The sequence below is a fragment of the Microcoleus sp. MON2_D5 genome (assembly GCF_036701905.1).
Lineage (GTDB): Bacteria > Cyanobacteriota > Cyanobacteriia > Cyanobacteriales > Microcoleaceae > Microcoleus.
On the sequence record NZ_JAUBRM010000046.1, the window covers coordinates 17,203 to 40,322 of the forward strand.

General features: G+C 47.0%; 10 protein-coding genes. 4 read left to right on the forward strand and 6 right to left on the reverse strand.

The features are described from left to right. Positions 1 to 314 precede the first annotated feature (314 nt). The 5 genes from QUA47_RS18060 to QUA47_RS18080 form a co-directional block, all read right to left on the reverse strand. Positions 315 to 5,795 (reverse strand): AAA family ATPase, encoded by a 5,481-nt coding sequence (locus QUA47_RS18060; protein ID WP_333431728.1) that lies wholly within the window; start codon positions 5,793 to 5,795, stop codon positions 315 to 317. A 125-nt stretch (positions 5,796 to 5,920) separates the two neighbouring features. Further along, on the reverse strand, positions 5,921 to 6,604 hold the full coding sequence (locus tag QUA47_RS18065; RefSeq protein WP_333431729.1) for a ribonuclease HII: 684 nt from the start codon (positions 6,602 to 6,604) through the stop codon (positions 5,921 to 5,923). Position 6,605: 1 nt separating this feature from the next. Then, positions 6,606 to 8,951: an Rne/Rng family ribonuclease gene (locus QUA47_RS18070; RefSeq protein WP_333431730.1), complete on the reverse strand. Its 2,346-nt coding sequence runs from the start codon at positions 8,949 to 8,951 to the stop codon at positions 6,606 to 6,608. A 1,469-nt stretch (positions 8,952 to 10,420) separates the two neighbouring features. Next, complete coding sequence (locus QUA47_RS18075; protein ID WP_333431731.1) at positions 10,421 to 13,288, reverse strand: TIGR03960 family B12-binding radical SAM protein; 2,868 nt, start codon at positions 13,286 to 13,288, stop codon at positions 10,421 to 10,423. A gap of 143 nt (positions 13,289 to 13,431) precedes the next feature. Beyond that, positions 13,432 to 13,782 (reverse strand): STAS domain-containing protein, encoded by a 351-nt coding sequence (locus tag QUA47_RS18080; protein ID WP_333431732.1) that lies wholly within the window; start codon positions 13,780 to 13,782, stop codon positions 13,432 to 13,434. Between the two features lie 383 nt (positions 13,783 to 14,165). Between QUA47_RS18080 and QUA47_RS18085 the strand changes: the two genes are divergently transcribed. Continuing rightward, complete coding sequence (locus QUA47_RS18085) at positions 14,166 to 14,363, forward strand: hypothetical protein (protein WP_015176637.1); 198 nt, start codon at positions 14,166 to 14,168, stop codon at positions 14,361 to 14,363. 775 nt (positions 14,364 to 15,138) lie between these two features. Here the strand turns inward: QUA47_RS18085 and QUA47_RS18090 are convergent. Further along, a complete protein-coding gene (locus QUA47_RS18090; protein WP_333431733.1) occupies positions 15,139 to 17,967 on the reverse strand; it encodes a PAS domain S-box protein in 2,829 nt (942 codons plus the stop codon). 1,133 nt (positions 17,968 to 19,100) lie between these two features. On the opposite strand from QUA47_RS18090, the gene QUA47_RS18095 reads away from it, so the two are divergent. From QUA47_RS18095 to ftsY, 3 genes are all read left to right on the forward strand, one after another. After that, complete coding sequence (locus tag QUA47_RS18095) at positions 19,101 to 19,826, forward strand: DUF502 domain-containing protein (RefSeq protein WP_333217617.1); 726 nt, start codon at positions 19,101 to 19,103, stop codon at positions 19,824 to 19,826. Between the two features lie 352 nt (positions 19,827 to 20,178). After that, positions 20,179 to 20,811: a transcription antitermination factor NusB gene (nusB, locus tag QUA47_RS18100; protein ID WP_333288569.1), complete on the forward strand. Its 633-nt coding sequence runs from the start codon at positions 20,179 to 20,181 to the stop codon at positions 20,809 to 20,811. 123 nt (positions 20,812 to 20,934) lie between these two features. Further along, entirely contained in the window at positions 20,935 to 22,692 is a 1,758-nt protein-coding gene (gene ftsY, locus QUA47_RS18105; RefSeq protein ID WP_333431734.1) for a signal recognition particle-docking protein FtsY, read from the forward strand. Positions 22,693 to 23,120 lie beyond the last annotated feature (428 nt).

Below are 23,120 nucleotides of genomic sequence, written 5' to 3' on the forward strand. Positions count from 1 at the left end.
AAAATTTTTGCCTCTCCACGAATCCTGTCGGGGCTTGTATCCGTTTTTGGGCGGGGTCACAAGTCAACTGCTCGCCCCATCCTCTCCCCCTCCCCCCAGTCGCCGAAACGAAGAAACTTATATGGGTAGTAGCTTAGCTGAGCATAGCCCATCGTACTGCTGTTTTACATCCGTTTCCGGTTCGATCGGAGTTATGGGCCTCAAAACGCTTTAATTTTTGAAATCCTATCAATGGGGTAGATTGCAGCTTAGGCGCAACCAAGCAAATCCGATCGGCTTACTACCTTATATAGTTTGCGAGTTCCTTGACCTGCTTATACAGCGCTCATTGGCAGAAAAACATTAAATGTAGTTTTGCCTGGAATTGATTCTACTTCAATTTTTCCCTGATGTTTCTCAACAATCTTCTTGACAATATCGAGTCCCAATCCGCTTCCTTCTCCTGCCAATTTAGTAGTAAAAAACGGGTCAAATATTTTCGCTTTTATCTCTTCTGGTATCCCGTGACCGCTGTCGCTAATGCTAATCTTAGCCTGGTCATCTTCAGTCGTTAACTCAATTGTTAGCGTGCCTCGATAATCCATTGCTTGCAAAGCATTGTGAATTAAATTCGTCCAAACTTGATTAAGTTCGTCTGGATAGCACAGTATGGGCGGGATTTCGGCATAGTTTTTGATGACCTCCACTCCCTGTTTTAGGAGATTTTGATACAGGGTTAAGATAGTTTCAATACCTCCTGTAATACTGGCTGCTGTTTTTTCGCCAGACTGTTCGTAGCGGGCATAAGTTTTTAAGGCAAAAACTACTTTTGATGCTCTGTCTGTGGCTGTGTTGATAGTAGCGATGCCTCTTTTTAATTCGGAAAGTTTGTAGGCGATTTCTAAGAGATGTAAACTATCGGATCTTTGCAACAACGGGACAAAGGCATCTATTTCATTATAAACCCCCATGATCACTAGGCGATCGGCTACGGTATCGGCACTATCAATCTCTAATTCTTGCAGTTGGGTTCTCAAAGCTCTCTTTAATTTGCGTTCTTCTTTTGTTGATAAGCTTGCTTCTTGTTGGAGGGAACGCTGAAGTAAACTCAAGAAATTCTGTGCTTCTTCTGGGGAGAGAGATTGAAAAAGTGCGGGCAACTGTTCTAAAGTTTGATTCAAGAACTTAGAAACATTTCCTGCCGAGGAGCGAATTGCACCCAGGGGAGTGTTAACTTCGTGGGCCACTCCGGCCACAAGTTGTCCTAAAGCTGCCATTTTTTCTGATTGAATCAATCCTTCTTGGGTGGCTTCGAGATTGCTTAAAACTTGTGATAATTCTTGAGTGCGTTCTTCTACTTTTGCTTCTAAGTTGGTATAGAGTTGGGCATTTTCTATCGAGATGGCAGCTTGGGAGGACAAGACTTTTAACAGGGCTACTCTGTCGGGAGTAAATGCACCTGTTACCAGGTTATTTTCTAAGTAAATTATTGAAATAAGCTGATTCTGTTTGAGCAGAGGAACGCAGAGGATTGATTTAGTTTTATGTGCCTTTATATAAGTGTCCTTAGTAAATTTACCTTCACGAGTAGCATCATTTAAAACAACATCTTTGTGAGTCCGACTTACATAATTAATCACTGATAGTGACAGTAAATTACTGCTTTCCAATGGGATTGACTGCAATAAATTGATGCTGTCGCAATCAACTGCACCGGATGCTTCAATCAGTAGTTTACCATGAGATTCCAACAACAAGTAGCCCACCTGTGCGCCAGCATTCTCAATCATAATTTTCATCAAGTTTCGGAGTAATTTCTCTAGCACAATTTCACCAGCAATGGCTTGAGAGGCTTTGATAACTGTCGCTAAATCTAAAGCTGTACCCGCTCCTGTAGTAGTCTGAGAAGTGGCGATGCTCGTGCCTGTGTTTTTACCAATGGTTCCCGCAGATTTAGCCTGTAATTGTGGATATCTTGCTTCTAAATCCTCAACTTTTGCCCTAGCTTGCCAGCGAGTATAGCCGTAGTGTGCTCCTTTGAGATAGGTTTGGGCAATCTCCTCCATACCGCTTTCCAGATAAAATTCTGCTGCTAGCTCATAGGCTAAAGCTTCATATTGAATATATCCGCTGTCTCTTGCTCCTTTAATCGCTCGGTCGTAAAGTTTTGCTGCTTGCCAATTATCTCCCAATACTCGCGCTGTTTCTGCTTCTACTAGGTCGTATTTATGCTGGAAATTGAACGGGGCCAGCTCTGCCCATTGCTTCATTTGCTCCTGGTTTAATTCGACTTGCTCCAAGTTTTCCATGAATTGGGGAGAATACTGAGCGAGCAGGGCAAGAGAATAGTAGAAGTTATGCACAGCAACATACATAAATCCCATGAGAGAATCTATGTATTCTGCGGCTGCGATCGCATTTTTTACGGCCCCGGCACAGTCTTTGAATAAGTAAGAAAGATTTAGTTTGGCGAGGTAAACCAGACAAAGCAAAGTGCGGTTATTCGTGGCTAGCAAACGGGGAATTATTTCCTCCTCGTTAAAGCTTTCGCCCAGCAAACGAGATGGGGTGGCAGTTGTTTCCAAAAGATTTAAGGTAACTTGCCGCCAGATATTAGTCTGGTAGAGAGCATATTCCTGTTTAAGCTTCCATAATTGTTCGCAGGATTGCTGCATTTTTGAGGCGACAGATTCTAGTCCTTCTCCCGTCAAAAATAGGGTGATACAATAAGCTTTAATACAATAACAGGCGTACTCATTGTCTCCTGTGTCCAGTCCGCTTTTACTTCCCTCTAGGAGCAGAGAAAGACTGCTTTTTTCGGGGTCTTTCCAGTGTTTAACGAAAGAACAAAATAAGTTATAAACTTTCGCTTTTAGTTCGGTAGCATGATATATATTTACTAGCTTCAGTGCCAATTTTCCGGCGTGATATCCAGTTTCTATGTTGCCTTTTCCCGAACAGATAACAGCATACCCAACATAAGCATAAGCAGCCAAGGCTGAATAACCTTTTTGAATAGTCAGGTTAACCATTGTCAACATAATTAACACTAAAACTCCGGGTTTCGCAAATAAAGCTGAGGGAGAAATAGACATTAAAATCCGCATGGCTGCTAGTTGAGCAGGGTCAGTCATTTGCGGGAAGCTTTCTAAGTCCATCAGTGTTGGCAGCTCTACGTTACTATCTTCCGCTCTCGACAGAGAAATTTCCAGTAATTTCAATGCTTCTAAACCCGTTTCTATTGCTTTAAGTGGCTGATTTTGAGCGGTATAAATTTGCACTTTAAGTTCGTAAGCTTTTACCCTGTCTAGCTGATTTATTGCTCGTTCCAAGATAACTTCAGCTAATGTTTCTGCCTGGTGAAATTTGGTGTTTAAATATTGAGCCTCTACTGTTTCTTGATAGAGATTGAGGGTTAAGTCATACTGCGTTTGCCAACTTTCTTCGGTTAAGAGGCTTAAGCCTGTGTTCAAATATTGAACCGCCGCAGTGTAAGCCGTCGCTGCTTTGGCTTTCTGGCCGGCTATCAAATTTAGTTGGGCAATTTCGTTTCGCTCTTGTTGATGGGTTAGTAGGGGCTGTACTGCCGTGCTTGCCCCTATCCCAAGATTGAGATGATCGACAATTTCAAATATTTTTTTCGATCGTGTTTCGGGCGAACTATTCTTGAGCAACAGGCGACCAATTTGTAAATGGATGGCTTGTTTTTCTGACTCGTCAATCAAAGAATAAGTTGCTTGTTGGATGCGATCGTGTCCAAATTTATAGTGTTGAATTAACAGTTGAGTATCTAATTCTGAGAAAGTAAAAATCAACTCAGACTGAATTGCCTCTTTCAGAGCGGAGAAAATTTCAGCGGGCGATCGCTCGCAAATAATTGATAGAGTGCTTAAGTCAAACTCTGCACCTATACAAGCTGCAAAACGCAATACCTGCTGAGCGGTTGACGGCAATTTGTTGAGTTTGGCAATCATTAATTCTACCACATTGTCAGTAATTGCCCTCGCCTCAATCTGAACCATATCCCAGTGCCAAGTGCGATCGATAAAATCGAAGCTTAGCAGGTTTTCAGCATATAACGTTTTTAACAGTTCACTCACAAAAAAAGGATTACCCCGGGTTTTTTTCAGGATTAGTTCTGCTAAAGATCGAACCGAAAAACCATCGCATTGTAACGTATCAGCAATCAATTCATTGATATGTTTTTGCGCTAAAGGTACAAGGGTAATCTGGTTGACGACAGATACTTGATCGGAGCGGATTGCTTCCAGAGTCACCATCAAGGGATGAGTGGAATTGACTTCGTTGTCTCGATAAGCTCCAATCAAAAATAAATATTGGGTATCTGCATCCGCCATCATCAGTTGGATTAATTTGAGGGTGGCAGTATCTGCCCACTGCAAATCGTCCAGAAAAATGACTAAAGGATGCTTTTTTGAGCAAAATACCCGAATGAAATTGCCACAGATAAGATTAAAGCGATTTTGCGATTCAATTGCGCCTAATTCCGGCAATGCCGGCTGTTGGCCCACAATCAATGCAACTTCGGGAATTACATCAATAATGATTTGACCGTTAGCACCAAAAGCATCTAATAATTTTTCTCGCCATTGATTAAGCTGTTCTTCGCTTTCGGTCAATAATTGTCGCACTAATCCCGAGAAAGCACTGACAAGAGCAGAGTAAGGAATATTGCGCTGAAATTGGTCGAACTTTCCAGCGATAAAATAGCCTCTAGCCTTGGTTATCGGTTTATAAACTTCGGATACCAGTGCTGACTTGCCGATGCCAGAATAACCAGCAACCAGCATTAATTCTTTACGGGATTGCTGATTATTTTCGGTTTTGCTAACTCGATCGAAGGCTGCTAGTAAATCTGCAACTTCTGCCTCACGTCCGTAAAGTTTCTGGGGAATTTGGAACTTGTCGCAAATATCTTGACTGCCAAGGGGGAACGATTCTATTTTGCCCTTTGTCTGTAATTGGTTCAAACATTTTTCTAAATCTGCTTTGATTCCGCAGGCACTTTGATATCGATCCTCGGCTGTTTTTGCCATCAGTTTGAGTGCGATATCAGAAATAATGTGGGGAATTTCTGGATTAACCTGATGCGGCGGTACTGGTTGTTTGGCGATGTGGCAATGTACCAACTCCAAAGCATCGTCAGCGGCAAATGGAAGTTGTCCGGTGAGGAGTTCGTAGAAGGTAACGCCCAAAGAGTAAAAGTCGGTTCGATAATCGAGAGAACGGTTCATCCTTCCAGTTTGTTCTGGAGAAATATAGGCTAATGTACCTTCTAAAATATTGGGGTTTTTTAGGGTAGGATTTTCGCGGGTGAAGACGGTAGCAATGCCAAAATCGATAATTTTGACTTGCCCGGTTTCTGGATTGAGCAGGATATTGGCGGGGTTAATGTCTTTGTGAATAATTTTGGCACCATGAATTTGAGCCAAAATCTCTGCTGTTTGAATAGCGATGCGGAGGAAGTGCTGTAAAGATGAAATCTTTGGCGTTTCTACAGGGTTATCCTTTAACATTTCTAAAGAAGTGCCGCCATAATCTTCAAAGATAATGACTAGGGTTCTTTTATACTCATGTAGGCTATAAACTTTGAGGAATCCTTCTAGATTTTGGAGATTGCAAGTAATTTCGTATTCCTGCTTGTAGCGGGTAAGTTCAGCAGGCTCTGGATAATCTTGCTCGAGCATTTTGAAGATAACAAGTTGATTGTCCTGTTCGCGAATGCCTCGATAAACCGTTGAATTTTGGCTTTCGTAAATTCGATCTAGAATCTCGTAGCCTTCAATTTTTAACATTTGGGGTGATTTTGAGAATGTTAATTTTTATGTAAGGTATGGTAACCTGCACCCTCTTGAACAGTCGCTTTTTTCCAGCGGAATTATGTCTATTTAACCTGACTTGTATTATTGACTACAACTAGCTATCTTCGACAGGGACTAAAAGATTGTCGGTGAAAAGCCGATCGCCCGTAACGTTCCAACCCCAATTTATGTTTAGCTGTACCATATCCTTTGTTGTTTGTCAAGTCATATTCAGGAAACTTAACAGCCAAACGTACTATTAATTCATCGCGCCAAACTTTCGCCACAATACTAGCAGCAGCAATCTGAATCGATCGCGCATCACCCTTAATCATCGTCTCTTGCTCGATCGCCAAATTGGGAATTCTTTGATTCCCATCAACCAAACACAAATCCGGCGTCACCTTCAACTTCAAAATCGCCCGTTTCATCGCCAACAAAGAAGCCTGCAAAATATTGAGGCGATCGATCTCTGGCACCGAAGCCACACCAATTTGACAGTCAACCGCCACAGCCCGGATTTTTACGGCTAACCGACTCCGGGCTGCGGCACTCAACTGCTTGCTGTCGCGCACCCCGCAACTTGCTAATTCATCGAGAACTTCGTCGGGCAAAATGCAGGCAGCAGCCACCACCGGCCCGAACAAAGCGCCTCGTCCGACTTCATCCACACCCGCAATTACTAGAGCGTTCGAGGGAGAGGGGGAAAGGGGAAGATGGAAAGATGGGAAGAGAGTAAAAATTTCTACTTCTTCCTTCTTCCCTCTTCCCTCTGACTTCTTCCCTCTTCCCTCTGACTTCATATCACTCATCCACAACGGCTGACGAGCGGCGGCGGCGGCGACGGTTGATAGCAGGCTCCTCCGGTTCGCTGGGTTCGCTGGGTTGGCTGGGTTCGATCGGCTCATTGAGTTCGATCGGCTCATGGGATTCGATCGGCTCATAAGATTCGATCGGCTCATAAGATTCGATCGGCTCATGGGATTCGATCGGTTCATTGAGTTCGATCGGCTCATAGGATTCGCCCATCACATCGCTGGGTTCCTCAATCCGATCAAAATCATCAGTTTCGTCGATCGAACTCTCGCCATAAATTTGGGCCTCATCATTATCATCATCCTCAGAAAAAACAGGCTCAACTACCGATCTTTCTGGATAATAATCCCGTTCCTCAACATTCTCTGCAGGCGCCGCCGCTTCAAATTCAAATTCGAGCTGCTCGAAAGGTGGCTTGTTCGGGGCCGCTCCCGGGAGAGTTACCGAAACGATCGCATTCTTAGGATTTTTCACGCTGCGATCGGTAAGCACCAAAGGAGAAACCCCCATCAGAGCATAAACATCCTGCTCCTCTGGCGTCATTTCCACCGAAATCACCTCTGGAGGCTCCACCATCGGCTTCATCAACTCAGACTTAGCCGGACGCACGCGATCGAAATCCTCGCGCCTGCCCACAGTCGCCATATTCACCAGCCCGAAGCCCTCCGACGCGGCCCGGATGCCGGGGGGTGCCAGATACTCAGAGCGCGTATCCGCGACGGGCGCGCTCGAAGTATTCGGCAGCCGCAACTTGCTGCGTACCGGTTCCTCCTCCGCCGGGAGAGCAAAAGGCTCTTCGCCAATCCGGCGGCGGCGGCGGCGTCTGGTTCCGTTCCCCAAATCCTGATAGCTGGGATGGTTGAGCAAGTCCAAAGGCGAGGCATTGCTGCCGGTCTCAAAATCCACACTTTCGCTCTGAGGTTCCCAAGCAGCCCGAGCAGGTTCGGGGGGGCGTTCTTCCCGCACCGGGGCAGGAGTTGCAGCCGCCACAGGCGTCAAGCTGCGGCGTTCCAATCCTTCTGGCAAATTCAACAAAACGCGGTTCGAGGTAGCAACAGTGCGATCGGCCGATTCCCGCACCGCTGCGGCGAAGTCTTCTTCTCCGGGGAGTTGCACCAGATGACCGAGCCCGCTGCAAGTAGGGCAACTGTGGCCGAACAACTCGTAAATATTTTGACCTTGGCGCTTGCGGGTCAGTTCTACCAGCCCCAATTCCGACAGTTGAGCGATTTGCGGCCGAGCTTTGTCAGCTTTGAGAGCTTTATTGAAATGTTCCAGCACCTGCAACTGATCGCGGCGGGATTCCATGTCAATAAAGTCAACAATAATCACCCCGGCAATATTGCGTAACCGCAGTTGTCTAGCAATTTCCGTTGCTGCTTCGCAATTTGTCCAGAGTACCGTTTCCCGAGCCGTCGCCGATCGAGTAAACGAGCCAGAGTTGACATCGATCACCGTCAGCGCCTCAGTCGGCTCGATAATCACATAACCGCCCGAAGGCAAATCCACCCTCGGTCTGAGGGCTTCTCGAATCGCAGCGTTAACCCGGAAAAATTCTAAAATCGAGGCGCGCTCTCGGTGGTGGTCGATCAAAACTCCCGCAGGAAGTTTACCGCCGTTCCAGCTCATCAACTGCTGCTTCACCCGCTTAATTCCATTTTGCGAGTCCACCACAATCCGATTCACGTCACCGCTGAACATATCTCGCAGCACCCGCTGGATAAAATCGTCATCCCGGTTGAGCAGTGCCGGCGCCCGCGAAGTACCGCCTTCGAGTTGAACGGCTTCCCACTGTTTCTGGAGGACTTCCAAATCTTCCATGATCGCTTCTTCCGTCATCCCTTCAGCTTCAGTGCGTACCAGCAGCCCCATCCCGGCTGGTTTCACCAAAATAGCCAGGGCTCTGAGGCGGTTGCGCTCCGCTTCCGACTTGATCCGCCGCGAGAGATTGACTCCCCTGCCGTAGGGCATCAATACCAAATAGCGGCCCGGCAGGGTAATGTTGCCTGTCAGCCGGGGGCCTTTGCTGCCCGTCGGTTCTTTCATTACCTGTACCACCACTTTCTGCTGGGGGGTCAGGAGTTCTGTAATTGCTCCTGCCGAGCGTTTAAGGCGCAGCGGGCCGAGGTCTGTGACGTGCATAAACCCGTTACGTTCTGGATCGCCAATATTGACGAATGCCGCATCTATCCCAGGAAGTACATTTTCAACAATTCCCAAGTAAATGTCACTGACTTGGTGGCTGCCTGTGGCTACCACAAGTTCTTGGATTTGATCTTCTGAAAAGACGGCAGCAATGCGATGCTGCTCTGCTATAACTATCTGCTTTGTCATTCAATTTCCTCACAAAACTGGCAGCAAGTTAGAGACACTTACGCACTCATAGTGCCTCTGACTTTCACTGTAATTAGTAGTGGCTTGAAGAGTTATTAGCTGTGAGTTGGTGCAGGGTGGAAGAAAATTTAACTGTTGACCGTTCACTGTTAACTGTTGACTGTTCACTGTTAACTGTTACAGATAAAGTAGTTAAACCCGCCCTTACAGAGTTATGAGTTATGCTCAGCAGATAAATCTGAGAGATTGAAATAAGGAGGCTTTTATCGAGTTAGCAATATTGAGATTTGAGTTGAGAATTGCGAAATCAATACTCAAAATTCAACACTTACAACTCTTCCTTTGAACTCAGCGAATAAATTCATTGACACCGTACCAATTTCTTAACACACAACTTAACACTACGAACTGATAACTCCGCTTGCGTGGTGGTAGAGGGCTGGTTTTGAGCGAAAGTAGGTAGGAGTGAAAGCGCCTAGACTTTTGTTGAATTCTTGTGCCATCGCACTCAACATACCCCAGCTTGGCATTCGACTGCAACCTCCGCCCCTGCCAAGCCTAAAACCTCGTCAGTCGATTTTAGATTTTAGATTTTAGATTTTAGATTTACTCCACAGATGAATCTCGGAGATTGAAATTTAGTCTAAAATCTAAAATTTTGGTTCTCCACGAATTAAGTCGGGGGCTTATCTCCGTTTTTTGACGGGTCAGTCGATTTTAGATTTTAAATTTTAGATTTACTCTACAGATGAATCTCGGAGATTGAACTAGAGTCTAAAATCTAAAATTTTTGGTTCTGCACGAATTAAGTCGGGGGCTTATTTCCGTTTTTTGACGGGTCAGTCGATTTTAGATGTTAAATTTTAGATTTTAGATTTTAGATTTACTCCACAGATGAATCTGGGAGATTGAACTAAAGTATAAAATCTAAAATTTTTGGTTCTGCACGACTTAAGTCGGGGGCTTATCTCCGTTTTTTGACGGGTCAGTCGATTTTAGATTTTAGGTTTGAGATTTTAGATTTACTCCACAGATAAATCTGGGAGCTGGAACTTTAATCTAAAATCTCAAACTTTTGGTTCTCCACGACTTAAGTCGGGGACTTATCTCCGTTTTTTGACCCGTCAAAAACATCTATTGTTGAATACCCGCTCTGCGGTTTGAACCGTGAGATTTTTGAATAAGCCGACCACCGACAACCAGTCGATCGATCGAAATTAATCGCTAAATTTGGTTCAGACCCCGCTCCTGCGGGTTTAGCGCTAGATTTAGCCCGTGAATGTACAACAAAAAGGCTTGAAGTCTTGAACAGAAGCAATTTGCACCCAGCCCGCGTTGCTGGTTGACGAGGGCGGCGAGCGACTAAAGCGCTCGAGCCGCCGCGGCTTCCATAACAAGCGATTATAGCGTGAAACGACACATCCCGATCGAGAGCCGAAGGTGAAATATTCCACCACGGCTTCCCTATCTTAACCATAACCCAGGATTAGCTGACTACGCTCAACCTGCAGAAGCTGAATTTCCTGCTGGCTGACTTGTTCGAGCATGAAAACAATATGTTCTGGCTTTAGCAAGTTGCCATCGCTGCGACAACTCCCGGTAAAGCGCAAGACTGCTCTACCTTCGGATGTAGCACCAGAGGCTCTTGTGCTGCTGTCTGGTTTCTGCTCTACAAGTTCTAGTTTGTGCAGCCTTTCGCGCAAATTGACATTCTGCGTCTTTCCCGACTTAGTAGTATGCACCCGCCAAAAAGCCTCGGTTTCGGCGATCGTCTTGACCCAAGCTTCCCAGTTGGCATCAGGAGCCACGGAGACAGGAGCAGCATTTTCCCGGTCTAATTCGCCATTTTCTGTCAACGAGCCTGCGGAGGCCACAGTAATTACGTACTCCGCTGCTTCTAACAACTGGTTAGCAGAAGGAGCCTTGAGATCGATCGACTCAACCTTGTAAATCGGAATATTTTCCGGCAGCTTAGCGGCCAACTTTTCCCGAAAACTCTCAATATCGATCGACTCAGTGAGCTCAAAGTCGGCAATTTCCCCAGTGCTGGTAACACCCAGAGGCAGAGCATTTGCCAGAGAAATCCGAGGGTTTGGGTGAAACCCGCCCGTAAACGAAATCGGCAAATCGGCTCTGCGGACTACTCGATCGAACAAGCGGATCAAATCCAAATGACCAACCAAAGCCATATCGCCCACCTTCCCGAACCAAACCCGCAAACGCTGTTTCCGCTCCGTATTCGGAACAAACTCCCCGGCAAACTCAGGAATTGGCAGCGCATCCACAACCACATTGTGTCCGAAATCGGTGCCACACACCCCGCAGCGCGAACAGCCTTCAAAGGAACAGTCAGGAACCGTCGCTGCTTCTAAAGCCTTTTGCAAGTCAATTTTCAGCCAGTTTTTGTCGATCCCCGTATCTAAGTGATCCCAAGGCAGGGCCTGATCGAGAGAAAGAGAGGGGGAGGGGGAGAGGGGGAGAGGGCCAGAAGTGAAAAAATCTTCCTTAATTTCTCTTCCTTCTTCCTTCTTCCCTCTTCCTTCTTCCTTCTCCCTTCTTCCGACTTCCATCGGACTGACATCCGTTACATCCGTTACATCCGTTACATCCGTTACAGAATCCGTTGCCGAACTTCCTTCTTCCTTCTCCTCTTCCTTCTCAAAAAGATTCCACTCGCCGCTTTCGACTTGGCGGTATTTCCAGGTAAGGCCCGATTCATCGATCGCCTGAGTCCAAGCTTTGTAAGCCTGATCCAAGCTTTCCCACCACGCATCCATACCCGCGCCAAGTTCCCAAGCGCGGCGGACTACAGCAGCCAAACGTCGATCGCCCCGTCCGACAAAATCCTCCATTGCCGAAATCCGCACATCAGTGTAATTCACCTTGACGCCCCGCATCCCGCGAAATTCTCCCTTCAGGAGTTTTTGCTTGCGGGAAAACTCAGCAGTAGAAACCGAGTGCCACTGAAAAGGAGTGTGAGGCTTAGGCGTAAAATTAGAAATTGTCAAGTTAAAAATCAGTCCCCGGCGGCCATCGAGCCTGCATTCCCTGTGCAGCCAGCGGACTGTTTCGGCGATGCCCACAACATCTTCATCGGTTTCTCCGGGCAAACCGATCATAAAATACAGCTTGATTTTATCCCAGCCGCGATCGACCGCAGTTTTGACACCCCGAAGCAATTCTTCGTTGGTCAAACCTTTGTTAACGATGTCGCGCATCCGCTGAGTACCAGCTTCCGGCGCAAAAGTCAAACCGCCTTGTCGCGTACCGCCGAGAATGTCGGCAATATTATCGTCAAATCGGTCAACCCGCTGGCTGGGTAGAGACAGAGAAATATTTTTATCTTTCAGGCGATTTTTGATTTCCATCCCGACTGCTGGGAGTGCCAGATAGTCGGAACAACTGAGGGAAAGCAGGGAAAACTCGCTGTGCCCGGTCGCTTGCATCCCCTGTTCGATCGCCTCTACGACTTGCTGCGGTTCGACATCGCGCGCGGGGCGAGTCAGCATTCCCGGCTGACAGAAGCGACACCCGCGGGTGCACCCCCGGCGGATTTCTACTGTCAGTCTGTCGTGTACTGTCTGGACGTAGGGAACCAGGCCGATCGAATAAGCTGGTATGGGAGTTGCCACGCGGCGCAGAATTCGTTCTGGAACTTGGGGGCGGTTGGGATGAACAGAACCGTCGGCCGCCATATCGTAGAATTGCGGGACGTAGACGCCGGGAATTTGCGCTAAATCCAGCAGCAATGCTTCTCGGCTCAAATTATTTGTTTTGCCTTCTGCCAAAATCAAGCCAATTTCTGGCAGCAATTCTTCTCCATCTCCCAAAGCGATGAAGTCAAAAAAGTCCGCGTAGGGTTCAGGATTGGAAGTTGCCGTTTGCCCGCCAGCAAAAATCAGCGGCATTTGACCGTTTTGGCGATTAGTCGCTCTTTCTTGCCAAGTTAGGGGAATGCCGGCTAAATCCAGCATTTCCAGAATGTTTGTGGCTCCGAGTTCGTAGCTGAGGCTGAAGCCCAGAATATCAAATTCTGTGAGCGATCGCCTCGATTCTACGGCAAACAGCGGAGTTTGGGTCGATCGCAGTTTTGCTGCCAAGTCAGGGGCGGGCAAATAAGCCCGATCGCACAACTGTCTTGGCCCTGCGTTCAAAATGTTGTAAAGGATGATGTGCCCCAGATTGGAAGCACCAACTTCATAAACTTCTGGGTAAGTGAGAACCCAGCGCACCAACGCTTCGTCCCAAGGCTTGTGCGTAGCCCCCAATTCGTTTCCCAGATAACGAGCAGGCTGATTAATGTCTGCTGTAAGTAATTCTTCGACTTTTACTGCCACGGCTCGACTCGCTAAATATTTGCGACTCTTAAGCAGCCTACCTTAAAATCTGCCAACACGCCAACGACAGCCGTCTGTCTTTTCGGGCATTTAACCGAATGTGCTGTGTTTTGTTGCCTGTTCTCCTGGCCTAGGAGGCTCTATCAGTGTTGTTTTACGCAGGAGTTTTCGGCATCAAAGCTATCGACATTTTCAAATATTTCAAAAACTCGATCGAGTTGGCTGAGTTCCAGAACCATCCTAATCCCGGGGGATACCGAGCACAGACTAAACCTGCGGCCCATTTTTTTCGCCTGCTTGAGGCCTGAAACCAATGCCATCAAACCGGCACTGTCAATAAATGTTACTGCGCCCAAATCTACGAGTACCGCTACCACTCCGGGGGCTGAAATTGCTGTCGTTAGTTGCCGTCCGAATTCTCCGCAGGTGGCTGCATTCAGGTAGTCTAGGGGTCGAATCACCGTAATTGGTTTATGGGCAAGAAGTGTCTGCATATGTCAAACCTATGATTGCTACGTATTTTCAACTACTGTGCTAAACGGATGTAAGCCTAAACCTACTTGATTACCCTGAGCCTAACTTAATCTGAGGCAAAATGACCAGTTTTGGTGAGTAGTTTTACTGAATCTTTATTTATTGCCTCTTTTTTATGAAATTTTGCGTAAGATTTGGGGAGGAAACGTAAGCTACTATACTATTTTTTATTTAGGCCAGCCGCTTTAGTCTTGCTAACTCTAAAAATTGCGATCGACTTTGCCCTAGCTGTTCAATAAAACTAAACAATGTAATTAAAATCACTTGTTAGTTCTGATCTAGATCACCTGTTTGCTCGACACTTCAGAGGAAAATTAAAATGTACGGAGTTCTCCGACTTACTATGCAAGCAACTCATGCTATCCGTCAACTTGTAGAAAAAGCCCTCTACATTAAGCAGTTGACGCCTGACATTGAAAACGAAATCAACTACGAGCTTACCCGTTTGGGGTACATCTCGGATATTGATTATGAGGCTTTAGAGTTATTAATGGATGAAATGGATGCCGGCAGGGTGCAATTGGTATCTAGCCGTCGCTAGTGGAAAGCGGGCGACCAGTCCACATCCAAGAACCCAAAAATCCTTGCACGGCGGGCAATAGAGGAGTGTTAGAAGCGTTTGTGCCGACCGAATATTTCTCTAATTAAGCATCTCGTTGGTAAACTTGATATTTAAGGAAATAGTGTTAGGGGCGATCGTCCCTGCGCCTCGGATCAAAAGCTAAAAACTTTGACTTAAATTAAATTTATAACTTTTGGGGTATGACAAATTAGGTTAACTGTAACTAAAATTCATGCTTAATTAAGCAGCTAATTGCTGAACTTGATATTTGAGGAGAGACTGTTAAGGGCGATCGTCCCTGAATCTCATACAATTTTAGATTTTAGATTTTAGATTCTAGATTTTAGATTTTAAAAGTCGGACTACTGATAATTATCAGGGTTTGGAACTTTTCTACAGTTGCATTCTTTTGAGAAACTGTTCTCAGTATCAAAAACTACACACTGTGCTCCCACTTAAATTTATAACTTTTGGGACTTGACAAATTATTTCTAAGTCTAATTCATAATAAAAAAAGTTTTTCGGCAGGATTAGGACTAAGGGCAACTGTCACAAATAAAGCTTAAATTTTAAGTATGTAGTTGCGCCTGTACGCTCTTTCCTCAGCTAAGAGCGCACAACCGCAACTACATATTTTTGTTTAATCTACCAGTTGGCCTTAGTCCTAAGAACTATTATCCGATCGCTCGAATGCAAGAAAATTGGTTTGTAGTTAGGATTTCCGTCCTCGCGGAGTCAATCTAAAATCTAAAATCTAAAATCTAAAATCGTTCGATCGCCCCACCAAACTTGCCACCACCGCCACCAACTCAGCAGGCTCGATCGGCTTGGGCACGTAAATTTGAAAACCTTGCTGCAGTGCCCGTATGCGTTCCTCTACCCTACCAACCACCGTGAACGCCAACGCCGGAATTTCCCTGTCCACCATCCGCGATCGCACTTGTTGCAGCAGAGCCTCTCCGTCAAGGGCCTGTATCCCGATATCGATCGCCAACACATCCGGATTCAGCCTTTCAATCGCCTCCAACGCACCCTTTCCAGAGCTAGCAGTCTCCACCTGGGCCCCGCAATCTTCGAGCACGGTAGAGGCAAAATCCAGGGAATCCACGTCGATATCGACCACCAATACCCGCACTCCAGAAAGATTGCTGTTGACAAAAGACTCCTTTACAGGGGCTCGCGCCTTGCTGGGAGGAATCGCCAACTCCCCGATTCCGGCAACAGAAAATCCGCCGTCGCCAGGAAGCTGTTGAATTGGCAATCTCACTAAAAACCTCGACCCTTTTCCCTTCCCTGCCGATTCGGCTTGCACCGTCCCCCCGTGCATTTCCACAAAATGCCGCACTAGAGCCAAACCCAAACCCAATCCGTTGTACGATCGCCTTGTAGAGCTGTCAGCTTGGCTGAACCGCTCGAAAACGTGCGGCAAAAACTCTTCTGAAATCCCTTTTCCCGTGTCGCTAACCTCAATTTCCACAGTAGCGGGCGACAATTTTTTACAGCAAGCGGATTCCTCAGGGGCCAAAGTCCCCTGCATCTTTCGCACCCCCACCTTCACCTGTCCGCCATCGGGAGTAAACTTAATCGCATTCGACAGCAAATTCCAGGCTACCTGCTGCAACCGGCCCGAATCGGCAAAAATCCGCCCGGTAGTTGGGTCGAAATCCGTCACAATTTCAATATTTTTGGCCGCAATCGCGGGCGCGAGAGTATCGATCGCAGCCTCAACAGTCGAAATCACATCCACCCACCGCAAATTCAGCGACAGTTTCCCGCTAATAATCTGGGACACGTCTAGCAAATCCTCGATCAGAGTTGCCAGCGAGCGTGTATTGCGGTCGATCGTTTCCAGAGCCCGAACAGTCGTTTTTTCGTCAAACTTGCGGTTTCGCAGCAGTTGCGCCCATCCCAGCATCGCATTCAGCGGCGTCCGCAATTCGTGGGACAAAGTTCCTAGAAACTCGTCTTTAATCCGGTTCGCCCGCGCCAATTCCTGAGCTCGATCCTCCAGTTCTCTTTCCAACTGCTTGCCAACCGTCAAGTCGAGAATAAAAGCCACAGATTCTTGCCGCTTTTGTGCCAGCAAAACATATCCGATCAACACCGGAATCCGGCTGCCGTCTCTCCTCCAGAATTCCTTTTCGTAGGGAGTGCAAGCCCCCGTTGCTTGTGCCTCTGCCATCCCTTTCTTGTCGAGAGACTGGTACTCCGGCGGCGTGATGTCAATCGAGTTTAATTCCCCGCGCTGCAAGTGTTCCCGCGTGTAACCAACTATCCGCAAAAATTCATCGTTGGCATCGAGGATACCGCCGTTTACATCCCCGAAGATAATTCCTATTAAGTTAGCTTCTGCTAACATTCTCAACTTTTCTTCGCTAGCTTGGAGTGCAGCTTCTGTTTGCTTGCGATCGGTAACGTCTTGGATGTAAGCCGACAAACCCGAATCGGAAGGATAAAAACGCATCTTCAACCACTTATTCCATAACGGTACGAATCCCTCATACTCGTTTGTTACTTTTTCTGCTAATGCTTTGGTAGCCATTTTGTAAAACGGTAAATCGACCGCCCAGGGAAATATATCCCAAAAATTTTTACCCATCAGTTCGGCTTTTGGTCTGCCTAACAGCTCAATAGCTTGGTGGTTGACATAGGTATAGTTCCAATTTAAGTCAACAGCGATAAAAGCATCGGTAATGCTTTCGAGAATGTTAGTAATTTGATCGTTTGCCAATTGCAGCGCTTTAGCAGTTTCTTCTGCTTGCAACCTCGCTGCTTTTTCGCGGGACAAAGCTGCAGCGCGTTCTTGTTCTGCCTGTTTTCGTTCGCTAATATCGATGTAAGAACCGATGTAACCTGCAAAAGTGCGATCGGGCCTGTACCGGGGTACGCCTGTACCCAAAACCCAGCGGTATTCGCCGTCATAGCGTCTCAGGCGGCATTCGAGCCGGTACTCGCTGCCAGCTTTGAAGGCTTTTTGGTAAATATCCAGAGATTCTGGCAAGTCATCTGGGTGCAAGTTTTCCATCCAACCCGTGCCCATTTCTTGCGCCAAAGTTCTACCGGTAAACTCCAACCAAACTTTGTTAAAGTAATCGCCAAGTTGGTCAGTGTCCGACATCCAAATCATCACCGGCGCGGTATCTGCCATAATCCGAAATCGAGCTTCGCTCTCCTGCTGCTGTGCTTCGGCTTGCTTGCGCTCGTTCCGTTCTTGAACTTCCCGCAGGGCCCGCTGAATCGACGGCACTAGGCGTATCAAACGGCGTTTGAGAACATAATCAGTAGCGCCGCTTTTCAAAGTTTCGATCGCCACTTCCTCGCCCAAAGTAGCCGAAACAAAAATAAACGGCACTCCCGGACAATTAGTGTGGGCGATTTCCAGTGCAGCTATCCCGTTAAAACCAGGCAGCATATAATCTGCCAAAATAATGTCAAAACGTTGTTTTTCCAGCGCCGCGGCAAAGTCTTCTCGATTTTCCACACACACCAGAGAAAATTCGAGCCCGCCATCCTTTAGATATGCCTCGATCAGTTCGGCATCTAGGGGACTGTCTTCTACTAAGAGGATACTAAGCGTTTTCACAAAAATTCCTTTTACTTAAATATTAATTATCGGATACAAAATTTTATCAGGCTGCGGCTTTAAGTGAAGCCCAAAAAATTATTGCATTTTGAATCGCATAAAAAAATGTAAAAATCAATTGGTTTCATTAGTTGAGCATTCATATCTGAATCCTAACTTCTAATCAAGTCTATTGCTGCTTGCCGCGAGGTGAATCCCGGCTCTGACTTAATTGGCTAGTACGCTTGTTTTTCCTTAAGTTTCGTCTGCTTCCAAGGAATCGGCACCGCTGGAGTTTTGCTTCTATGCAGCAGTTTAGCTATACGCTGTTGAACCAATAGTTCCGCGCTTCTGGCTAGAAACAACTAGCTATGTAGTAATTTATCTCGCTTGCTACTAACTACTGCTACCTCGTTTGGCAGATTCTTTTTTTTGTAGTGATGCCCGAGTTAATGCTATATTGCTTTGCCGCTGCTCTCAAACTCGAATTCGCTTGAATTGTGCCCTTATTTCCTGAATATAGATCGATCGTGTCAAAAAAAGTCAAAGTTGCTGGTCTGTCTGCTTTACTTTTTGTCGGATTTGCCTAATATGCAACACTTGCAGGGTAGGCAACTGTTGCCTTGTCGATCGCTGTCTGTCTTCAAGAAGAAAAAATTTTATACCAAAAAATGTCATAGTGCATCTATCCAAAGATAGGTTGTTGGATAGACACTGCACTCAACCTGGATAGATTCCCCTGAATTCGGTACAACGAAGTGCCACCCAGCCGAAAATCTGAGAAAGCTCGATCGACCAATTAATTTCCTATACAAATAACAGAAAATTTTCTCTGGACTCGCTAAACTTGCACTCCCAGGCTGCCTCTGACCGATCGGCTTATTGATTGAACCGACCCAAAGTGTCTTAAAATATACAATACGGTGAGCTGCTGCACAGCCTGCATATATTAAAACCAAGCGCCAACTTGCAATAATTCTTTAAAATAGAGGTACAGCACCGGCGATCCCTAACTCTTCCCCCTCAGAAAGGGTAGGGTTTAGCAGAATTGAACACGATCGTCTATGGTGACTTCCAGTAAAGCCCGTGCAGTTGCTTTAGTCTCAGCTTTATTCAGGTTATTGGCAACCAGTTACGAGGAGATTTGACCCGCCGTGCTCCAACGCATCAAACAAGACTTAAAAAACGACCTGATCGCAGGACTATTGGTAGTGATACCCTTAGCTACCACCATCTGGCTGACAATTACCGTCGCCAATTGGGTCATCAATTTTCTCACCAAAATTCCCAAGCAGATCAACCCTTTTGACGGACTCAACCCGATTTTGGTGAATCTGCTAAATCTTTTAGTAGGTCTGGCTGTACCCCTGCTGAGCATCTTAGTCATCGGTTTAATGGCCCGCAACATTTTCGGCAAGTGGCTGCTAGACTTTGGCGAACGGCTGTTGCAGGCAATTCCCCTAGCCGGTTCGGTGTACAAAACCCTCAAACAACTGCTGGGAACCATCCTCAACTCAAACGACAAATTTCGCCGCGTGGTGTTAGTGGAATATCCCCGGCGGGGAATCTGGACGTTAGCATTTGTGACCGGTACGATCGAGAGTAACGATATCCCACCTCACCTTTCGGGTGAAACCCCGATCGGCATTTTCATCCCCACCACTCCGAACCCCACTACCGGATGGTACGCTATAGTCCCGGAGGCAGATTTAGTCAATTTGTCAATGTCGATCGAAGATGCCTTTAAAGTCATCATCTCTGGCGGCATCGTCAACCCCAGCAACTCAGTTCCAGTAACCCCCGAAAAAATCAAGGGCAAAACACTCGAACCCTTGGTATCCGAATCAAGATACCAGGCTGTCCCAGTCGAAGAAGAGTAAACGAAGACATCAATCTGTAGGTCAGGTTTAGAGAGCATCTCAATGAGAGTAAAAAGCGTTTTTTAGGAGTGCGAGCGGGACGCCCGCTATATATATATGTAGCGGGCGTGCCGCGCGCACTCCTGTAAAAGCAAAACTCAGATGCTCGCAAGGTTTAGCGGGTTTGAAACTCTAAACTTTACTTTCCCAATAACAGATAATATCTCTCCAAAACCTCCCCAGAAACAATCGTGACTCAGGGCGGGTTTTTTGCGAGTTTTTCTGTTAAAGTCCAAGTCTATGCTCTGAACCAGCGCCTAGCAATCTCAAAAATTCCGAAATTCCTAAAGTCCCAATTCCTATCTAACAAATTATGAAAAAAGCCCGCGAAACAGCACGCGAACTCGCGCTCCTCGGGATCAGCCAACTGCCGGCGAATCCAGAACTCTTAGAAGCCAAAAAACTGCAAGATGTTCTTCTCGCCGCCATCCGTACCCTGACAACAGAAGTTCAAGAAGCCCTAGAAGCAGCAGCATCCGAAGTGCAGCGGAGTAGCGACAAACTGCTTGCTAGCGAAATCCGCGCTGCGGATATACAAAGTGCTAGAGCAATGGTGCGGGAAGCAGTCGAACTCACCCAAACCGCAATCAACCGTCTCGGTTCAGCAATGGAGTTTCCAGAACTGATCCAGCTAGCCAACCAGCAAGATGTCCGCACCTATGCTTTGCAAATCCTGACGAAAGTCAGCGCCAACCGTGTTCAAATTGATGAATTGCTCTCGGAAGCCCTTGTAGACTGGCAAATAGAACGGTTGCCCCGGATCGATCGAGATATCATGAGAATCGCGATCGCCGAAATGCTATATCTCGCCTTACCCGAACAAGTCAGCGTCAACGAAGCCGTCCAACTGGCAAAACGCTACAGCGGTGACGAAGGACATCGCTTCATCAACGGAGTCCTCCGCCGAGTAGTCGATAAAATCAAGGCAGAAGTTGTTAGTCAGTAGTCCTTAGTCCTCAGTCAAGAGTCTGTAGGGTGCTCTTCGGTGCACCTTACCAAGAGTCATGAGCAATCCGCAATTCGCAATCCGCTCTAAACTAAGGACTAATAACTATATTCCCAATTTCCTATGGTATTTAATTGGTTTCGTCGCCAGTACAGCGAAAGCAAATCTTCAGAAACAGAGGCAACCCCCGAACAGCCGCAAGATGAGTCGGTAAAATCCGCATCGGTTGAGCCTCAAGCAGATGCAACAGAGCAAGGCTCTCCTGCTGTAGCCGAAGATTATCTCAATTGGGCAAAAGCTGCTTACAAAAATATTCAAAAACAGCAAAAACCCGAAACAGAAGTTTCCGAGACAGCAGCGCCCCAGGTTCCAGCAGCCGAAACAGAAATCGCGACAGTTGCAGAAGTTGCAGAACCGGCGACGATTGAAGCAACCGAGCCGATCGAACTTGAACCAGCACCCACAACACCAACTGTTGCAGAAGTTACAGAATTTGCAGAACCCGCCGCACTTGAAGCAACCGAGGCGATCGAACTCGATGCAGCCAAGCCAGCAGAAATTGCAGAAACTCTGCAACCCACAGCCGGGGCGATCGACATTGCACCTATTGCTCAACAATTAGAAGTTACAGCAGAAAATATAGAAATTGCCGAACCTGCAACGGAGGTTGTAGAAACCGAATCACTCGCATCCGAGGGCGAAGCAGCCGAAGCCCTGCCGTTTTGGGCCAGAGCTCAGGCCGATCGCATGGAGCGCATCGAACGCCTCAAAGAAACCGCCCTTGAAGAACCAGAAGTAATTGCAGCCGCCGCCGAGAGAGCGGCAATTATCGAAGAAATTCCCGGTTTCGCCTTTGACGAAGGCTTCCTGTGGTCATCAGAAATCTTAGCCAGTCAAGGCCGCCGGCCAGAACAAGTATCCGTCGAAGAAATCACTTGGCTGCAAAAACTGCGGAAAGGCTTAGAAAGAACTCGTCGCAGCTTAATTAATCGACTAAAGGCGATCGTCGGTCAAGGCCCGCTCAATCAAGACGCGGTAGCCGAAATTGAGACTTTACTGCTGCAAGCCGATGTCGGAGTCGCAGCCACCGACATCATTATCAGTCGCCTCCAAGAAAGGCTCAAACAAGAAGTGCTGCCCCCAGAACAGGCTCTAGCCTACCTGAAAACCATCCTGCGCGACATTCTCGACGCTCCCTGTGCCGAAACCGCCGCCGGCAATCCCGCCTACAGCCTGACATTTGCCCCGGAAAAAGACACTTTTAACATCTGGTTAATCGTAGGAGTCAACGGTGCGGGCAAAACTACGACGATCGGCAAACTTGCCCATATTGCCCAAAAATCCGGCTACAAAACCCTAATTGCCGCCGCCGACACTTTCCGCGCCGCCGCCGTCGAACAGGTAAAAGTTTGGGGTTCGCGCAGTGGGGTCGAAATTATTGCCAACCCAGGGAAAAATACCGATCCGGCTGCTGTCGTGTTTGATGCGATCGCCGCTGCGGGTGCCCGAGGCACAGAACTCCTGATCGTAGACACCGCAGGCCGCCTGCAAAACAAAAAAAATCTGATGGACGAATTAAGTAAAATCCGTCGCATTGTAGATAAGAAAGCCCCAGGCGCTACCGTAGAATCTCTACTGGTTTTGGATGCCACACTGGGTCAAAATGGTTTGCGACAGGCAGAAGTGTTCGCAGAATCAGCAAAATTAAGCGGAGTAGTATTGACAAAACTCGACGGTTCTGCTAAAGGTGGTGTTGCCCTAGCTGTAGTGCAGCAGCTTGGTCTGCCAATCCGCTTTATTGGAGTTGGGGAAAGCATCGAAGACTTGCGCCCGTTTTCTAGTTACGAATTTGTGGAAGCCCTACTCGATTTTAGATTTTAGATTTTAGATTTTAGATTGATCGGGTATCTGTGGTCGTCCCGATTTTTGGAGGCGGATACAGAGGTTCAAAATCTCAAATCATTAACCTCAAACTACCATCGCAGGACTTGCGCCGATCGCCACGGGTGGCGAGTGAAAACTAAATACTTAGAAACAATACCTTCCCCTGTTCTTGCTGGTTTGGGTTGAAAGCGCCAGTAGTGTGTCAAATTAAGCTCAAATTTAGTATCAGTCTGCTGTTTGATTGCACAGTCTTCTCGATCCCCCTGCCCCTCCCCTTAAGAAGGGCGACAGCAAATCGTTAAAGTCCCCCTTCTTAAGGGAAGCCGCTGCGGTCTTGGGGCCCCCCCAGTAAAGCAAGCGGCGTGGATTTAGGGGGCTCTAGACTCAGCTATAAACGAGATTGCTTAAGAATTTCAGAGTTAAGT